Consider the following 7,489-nt stretch of genomic DNA (forward strand, 5'->3'; position numbering starts at 1 on the left):
TAGAAACCAGCGTAATGAGGGAGAAAGTATGCCGTGAGAAAAAAAGGGGCAGCTTTTTGCTTTTGCAGCCATTGGTCTTGATGTTTGAACGGAAACTGGCAGTGGCAAGGGGAAGGCCATAGAGTACGTGATCACTAAATTTTATCCCGTTATAGGAATATTGGGTTTTATAAGCTATAGAGAAGGCTATACCGAGGGGAGGGGGCTCTTAAGTCTTAAAGAGAAGATTGGATAATCTTCAGAGCACAAAATTATATGTCTACTAGAAAAAATAAGGGCGTTCTTGTATCTCATGTGCTTCTTATTCCACACCGTTCCAAAGCTAGTATCTCTAGCCTCAGTACAACGAGGTACAAATCGGATGATGTCTTACCCTACCTTAAATACACTTTTGTGAAAATTACTTTAAAGGTCGTGTGTTAGCTTATGCAAAATCTTTTATGGAAAGAGCTTATTGCTCTAAGAGCAAGGAAAAAAACGTATAAGGTTCCAGTGATTAAGGTTCCAGTGATAATGAAGAACTTATCGATGAAGTTTATAATCTTATCTTATTTAATTTATACTAAATCACCATCAAGCTCTATAGGATATTCAGACGTTTGAAAAAAGGATTTTATTTTTTCTGAGCTTGAGGAGCGAATAAATTGAGATTTCTGCATAAAGCAAACATGGAAAAATTGTATTGATTGATAATGTCTTTTATCAGATAAGAGGATGAGAGCGATGAGAAAAGGACATTTCTTTCAATATCGTAACGTGAATCAATAAACAATAAAACGCCAACATCGTTCTCAAATTGATTGACTATAATGAGTTGAATATCTGTAGCCAAAAGAGTGCAACCTTGAAGATTTAAGACATTTGTAAAATCGTGTACAGAAATTGAAGTTCCCATAATATTATAAAAAATTGCTGTTCTTCCTTTCAGGTGTAAGGTATGGCCATGATAGCCACAATCGCATGATTGATCATATGCAATATGAACAACATCACCTGTGGCGTGCTCAAGTAATGGTGCATCTTCAGGATAAAAAACAGAGACAATTAATTCATCATTTTTAGAACTTGAATTGACTTGAATGTGATCATAAAGATCATTAATGTCACCATTAATCTTGGCTATAGTAGTAAGAATAGTGCTATTTTTTATACGAGCTATCTTATTATAAAATTATGTAGGGTAGGAGAAGAACGTATAGGTATCTAATTTACGCGCATAAAGGCTTTTCAGGGATTAAATCTAAACTCAGATTTTCTCTCTTTACAGAGTCAGAACTGTATTTTTATCATAACGACTAGCTTCTCTATCATAATATTTCTTCACGAGAGCTTTCCAAAAATAGTACACCAGCTAGTTTGTTCTTAAAAAAATAATCAAGGCAATACTTTCGCACTATCCTCATTCGCTGTCTTTAAGGGTGCCTTTTGCATTTACAGAAATTGCCCACTGACTTTAGAAGCGGAGCCTAGAAAAGTGGGGAAGAGGAGAACCATAGGGTGCTGTGACTACTCATGTTGTCATGCTATAGAAATATTTGGTTTTGTAGGGTAGCAACAGCCCCCCTTTAATGCTTTTTAGGCATTAAAAATGGCATGAGAAAATGCTGGTAGTTGTGATATGTTTTTTCTAAAGTTTTTTAATTATGGCTGATCCATGAGCTCTAAGATATAAATTGAGAGAGAATGGGCGGCATTAAAAGTTAAACGCGCATGGCGAGGTTTGAGATTGATTAGTTCGAAATCCTTTTTTGAGCGGCCGTGCGCTGCACCTTTCTTGTTTCTTAAACTCATAGTACCATGCACAACTTGATACAGACCGGATGCGATCATTTTTAAGTCATTTTCATCTAGATCTTGATTTTTTAAGTTTTCTTTCTTCATATCTTCGGGATGGATCTTAGCTTTCTTAACGACTTCTTCCCATAAAGCGGGCAGATTATTACGGGCGTTTTCTGCATATGGGATAGAATGGTGGTCGAGATAAGCTTTGCAAGAGGCTTCCAATAGATTTGCTGCAAATAGAACTGCCTCCCTTGGATCTTTTTCTATATTTTCTAATGCCCTATTTATTTCGATTTCTACTGCTGAAAGTTCTTTCTCTGTAATACGTTTTTGTAGCTCTTCTGTAGAGAGGAGACCAGCTTTTTGCAATTCTTGTGTGGAGGTCAGCCTCTTCTTGATAATATATCCTCCACGCTGATATTCCAATCCATCTTTCTTTAACGTTTCTAAAATTTCATGTTGATCTGTTTTAAGCTGTTGTAGCATTTGATCTTCTGGTATGTCTTCAAATTCGACTAACTTATGAAACTCGCTGTCCAAAAAATCACCAAGCAGGGGACCAAGGATTTCAAGCGGTTCATCGCATTTTACATTGATTGTATCTAGTCGTTTCTTAACCTTGACTTCTTTATCATCAGTTAGATCCTCATGAGGAGCAGGTGGTGTATAAAAGAATAAGGCATCCAAATTCCTCGACCAATAGTACTTTGGTAATATTTGAGAGAGTATCCTAATTGTAGCAGGAGGGATTTTGTTTTTCTGAGATATTTTTTGCGGGGATGATAATTGCATTTTATGGCTTTATAATATCAAAAAGTGGTGTGTGGAGTGGTTTTTAGAGTATGATTTTATTGGCTTGACCTTGCATAGAAAGTCGCGCAACAATTTTGTGGCTTATATAAGATTTGTGAAAGGGAAATGCCATATTGTGTTTTAATTTTTTTCTCCTTTCATTGTTATAGCAGTGAAGCAGTGAAGGGGGGTGGATAATGTGTGATAATTCGAAAAATATAGAATGAGAACAGAAGTATAATTTTGTATTATCGTAACTGCAATAGCATTCTTTATTGGCAGATTGTTTATTGGAGAGAAGGAAGCAGGCAATGCGCATAATCCCTGAACGGAAGGTTTTGTGACAAGAATTTCAACAATAGTATGTTAGAAAAAAATGTTGCGTGTGTTCTTTGCTTGTCAAAAAGAGCAGATGGGGCGCTTTATTCGCATAACCAGTAAAGAGCTCAAGTGGGACAAGAGAGAAGTTTAGCAATCTCGTTTATCTCGTCAAGTTTATTGCTTTCACTAAAAATGCTATTTTATGATATCCGCTGTTAATCTTGCATACTTGCTAAAGAAGAAATATAAACAGTTATCGTCTCTGTAAGGGAGCTTTAAGCAATGAAATTAGGCGTAAAAAAGCTCTGAAAAGCTTCTTTTGCCGTAAAACTTACAAGAAAAATTTAAAGGTAGGGAAATCTAAAAGCACACTGTAAAAATCAAAAAAACAATTTTTTTAAAGATGGTTTCCCGTATGTCATTGTGTATTACGATTTTCAATGTTTTAAAAACTTCTCCCTAAAAGAGGAAAGCCTTTGTTCTTAAAGCGGGGGAGATTTGTTATAACAGTTAACAACAAAATAGAGAGAAGATGCTGTTTTACCAGCTGTTTTTGTTGCTTTATTCACTTAATCCCATTGCAATTACCAAACCATAGTGATCAAAGAAGTGTGATATAGGGTGAATGAAATAACTTGGTTTGAAAGTGCGGTGCGATTTTCCACACCGCGATGCGTCGTGAAAAATGATCAGCTTTGGGGGCTGGGCGGCGTATTCTATACTGGTGTTGTAGGGGCGTTTGTTAGTGATGGGATCTTGGATTGAAAATCATGTTGTCCTCTGTGGACACCTCCAAAGATACTATTCAGAAAATCGCATATTTCAATAGGTTTTTAGAGGTGTCTCATAGCATCAAAAAAATCATAAAATTACAAACAACATGTATGCTACTAGAGGTGTCCGATTTCAGAGTTTAAGGAGCTTGTCGGTTTAACGCTCTTTTATAGAATGATGAAGGCTGGGGCAAAGGTTCTAGCGCATTGGTATTCCTTAACAGTGGTAAAGGCTGTATAATTTTATACACCGTTGCAAATGTTATTGATAGGGCGTTCATACAAAAGCATATCATAAATCGGAATTTTTCTCTTGAGGCGATAAGAAGAGGGCTAGGCAAAACAGTAAAAATGCAGCGATAGAGAAGAGGAAGAATATGAGATATGTTTGACTTAAGGAAAGGCGTTGCTCTGTTAACGAATGTAGCAGAAAGCCAGCAAATACACCCCCTAAGGCTCCACCTATTTGCTGTAATATGCGTGTGATAACGGCTGTATCTTTGACGTATAAACTGTTGACATATTGGATGGGAGCAGACAAACATACAATGGTGGCGATGCCAAGCCCTACGCCTCTTAGCAAGAATCCAAGTCCATCCATGCTTATATTATAGCCGAAGCATAATAACCCAAAGCTTGATATCACCAAACCAATTCCTATCATGAAAAAGGGAGATTTTTCTTTCCACTTTTGGTAAATAAATTTCCTTCCAATCCATGCACCCACTCCTTGCAGAGCTAGGACTGCACCGATGATGAGAAGGCTATTTTCATGGGCTTGTTCCATGGCAATGGCTAGTGGGAAATAAACGAGGAAACTATAAAAAAGAAATGAAGCAACAAGCCCCATGATCATGAGCAATGTATAGCGCGCATTTTTAAATCCGCTAAAGACGATTAATTTGTTTTTTGCTTTCTGATTAGAAACAATGAATAATATGAGAGATATCACTGCTATAAGTGCTAGGATAAAGAGGGCGTTGTGGTTATTTATATTTCTGGCTTCTGTGAGGTAAAAAAACGAGAGAAGCGATATAGAAAATGCTAAAAATGCAAATAAGTTAAATTTTGTTTTTGTTGTTTCGTTGCTCTTTAAATGTTTTGCTCCAAGGGTGAGTGCCAATAAAATAAGCGGAATATTAATAAAAAATAACAAACGCCAAGACACATACTGAGCAAATGAAGCTCCTACAAGCGGTCCAAAGGCAGGAGCAAAAACCGTTGGTACGGCTATGGTGCCCATGGCTTGGCGCACTCGTGTCTGCCCAAATTGTAACGCAATAATGGTTTGGCTAAGGGGCAGCAAAAGGCCTGTCCCGAACCCTTGAATAATACGGGCAGATATAATGGTTGGAAAATTATAGCTTAATCCTACCCCCAGTGAGCCAAGCATAAAAATGAAGCTTGCAAGGAGCCAAGTTCTTTTTATACCTATTCTTCCTTGCACAAAAGCGGCCATTAGCAGCCCTGGAACGGTGGCTAGAAAATAGGACGTGACAACCCATTGTATATTATTTCCTTCCACGGAAAAATAACGCGCAAGGTCCGGAAGGATGACATTGACAATGCTCCCGTCTAGCAGAGGAAGTATGCTGGAAATAATGACGGTATATATGACATATTTTTCTGATTTGGTATAGGAATCTACCTTTTGCATGATCATGCTCCCTACAGATATTATTTTAGATATGGGGCCTGCGTCATAAATTACAGAGCTCTAAGAATGAACACGCATTTGTGATATCTGCAATTTTGATATTGGAATGAATGTGATTGGAAGTGCTGATGGTCCCCTTGTGTATAACCCGCCTTTTTCTCTAGAATTAAGCCATCAGTTAAGCTGATGTCAATGAGTTTATCGAGGAGTCTATTCGCTGTCAATTCAATCTGTATGAGAGCAAAAGCAGAACCTAGACGTGCATGCCTGCTCCATTTGCATTTATTATTTAACATGGAAAATGTTAAAATCTTTATAAATCAAATTATTGACTTAAAAATCCAATGTTTGTTTATATATCATTTTTTATGATTAAATGATTATTTGGGTGTCAAATGTATTTTCAATAGTTTATAATTTTCTTTTATTAAATATGCTGCCCTTTCTGAAAAATGTTCGACAATCTCTTGATTGTTTAATAAAAATTAAAATCGGTTATAAGGAAGAGTTTGAAAATTATAGAGTAGGAAAAAGTTGCATTTTATAAACAACAAGGGAGGGTTGTTTCCATAACCCAAACATTTTTTCAAGTTGTTATGGTATCTTTTTAAATTGCTTGATTGATAAAAGTTTCATAATTATCAGAAACAATATATTGGGTATTTTCTTCTAAAGCTTTGAAATGTTCGCGACCGCAATGGATTTTTGCTTTTTCCAGATCGCGCAAGATGTCTTCGAAAATACTTCCTTTGCTTTCCACAACAAAATACAGTTTTTCTTGCCCATCTTGCTTGAATAATACAGCCTAATTGGGAGTATATGATCCAAGAGGTGTATCAATTTTAAACCATTTAGGCAGTTGTGCATAAACTTTAATCTCATCGTTTTTTTCAAACGATTGTGCAAAACTGAACTCAATATTTGAATCATAAATACATGATCATAAGGTGATTTATGGTTTTTTACATATTCTTTTATAAAACAATTTGCTTTTATATTTATTAAAATGCATTTTCTATTTTATTTTTTCATATAATTAGCCAATGAAGTTTTTGCTATAATATCGCAATTTGTAAAAGACTATTTTGGTAATTCAATATGAAATTTTTTATGTCGGTTTCTTGTATTGAAAGTAATGGTACGATTTTTGATATCTGATAAAAATATTTACAAAAGAATTAATAACGCATGATTATAGAATTTTGTCCTTTGTTTGAAGCATGTAAAGTTAAACCATTGTTTATTGATAGATTTTATGTTCATTATTTATTTGATACATTTAATCTAGAATGTAAATATGTATTCATATCCTCAAACTAAAATACTGGTATTGAAGTGGTGAGAGTGTTGCTTTGTTGAGAATAGATAATTGGGTAGGTTAGTATTCCCTTTGTATCAGAGAATTCAACTTATTCTCTCATATTGTGTGTGGATGAAATGTTAACCGCATAATGCTCCCTCTTACATGAGATGTAAAATGGTTTCCATATTGAGAAAAGTTGTTGATCGTAGAGGAATATTTTTCTGCGAAATTTGTTTGGCTTGAATGGAAAAAATAGAGCAATAGCCGCATATTTGTTATGCTGTAACGGCATATATATAATCGATGGAGTCAACACTTCATTTAAGAAGTTTTTTAAAGGAAAAACATAAAAAAATAGAATTATTGAAAAAAATCTTTTATTTTGAATCTTGTCTCTCACGATTATAAAAGATTCACGTAGATTTCGAAAATTCTTGTTGTGTTGAAAAGCATGAAAAATCAAGAAAATTTTGCAAAAAAGCTGCACGCATAGTGCAGCTTTTTATATATTTGCTTTAAAGGTAGACGTTTTAAAGCATGAAAGTGTCTTTACGGCTTCTATAACCATAATAGCCAAAAACACTGGAAATTACGGCACCTATCAAGCTTCCTAAAAAGCCCCACCATCCCATATTGGAGGCTGTTTTTGTGGCTTTAGTCGCAGTGTTTTTTGCTCCCTTGATCGTATCCTCAAGATTGTCTGAGAGTGTTTCAGCCCGTTCTTCAAGGGCTTTGATGGCTTTTTCAGTTTTTTCCTCTGCGCTTTGATAGAGTTGAACGGCACGGTTGGCTGCTGTTTGTGCCTCCGCACGGGTCATGCCATCCTTCATAAGCGCATTGATGATATCGCTTCGATTAAAT

General features: G+C 35.7%; 2 protein-coding genes and 2 pseudogenes. All 4 read right to left on the minus strand.

Translation table 11 applies throughout. From position 1 onward, the window contains the following. Positions 1-1,641 precede the first annotated feature (1,641 nt). Positions 1,642-2,574, minus strand: coding sequence for an abortive infection family protein (locus ACFIM8_RS08705; RefSeq protein ID WP_375614795.1), 933 nt, complete (start codon positions 2,572-2,574; stop codon positions 1,642-1,644). Positions 2,575-3,960: 1,386 nt separating this feature from the next. Continuing rightward, positions 3,961-5,325, minus strand: coding sequence for an MFS transporter (locus ACFIM8_RS08710; RefSeq protein WP_375607520.1), 1,365 nt, complete (start codon positions 5,323-5,325; stop codon positions 3,961-3,963). 607 nt (positions 5,326-5,932) lie between these two features. Beyond that, positions 5,933-6,259: pseudogene (locus ACFIM8_RS08715) on the minus strand (hypothetical protein). Between the two features lie 899 nt (positions 6,260-7,158). Next, positions 7,159-7,489 (minus strand): annotated as a pseudogene (locus ACFIM8_RS08720) (DUF3792 domain-containing protein); the annotation flags it as partial.

This window comes from Bartonella sp. AC535YNZD (genome assembly GCF_042196625.1).
In the GTDB taxonomy this organism is placed as follows: domain Bacteria; phylum Pseudomonadota; class Alphaproteobacteria; order Rhizobiales; family Rhizobiaceae; genus Bartonella.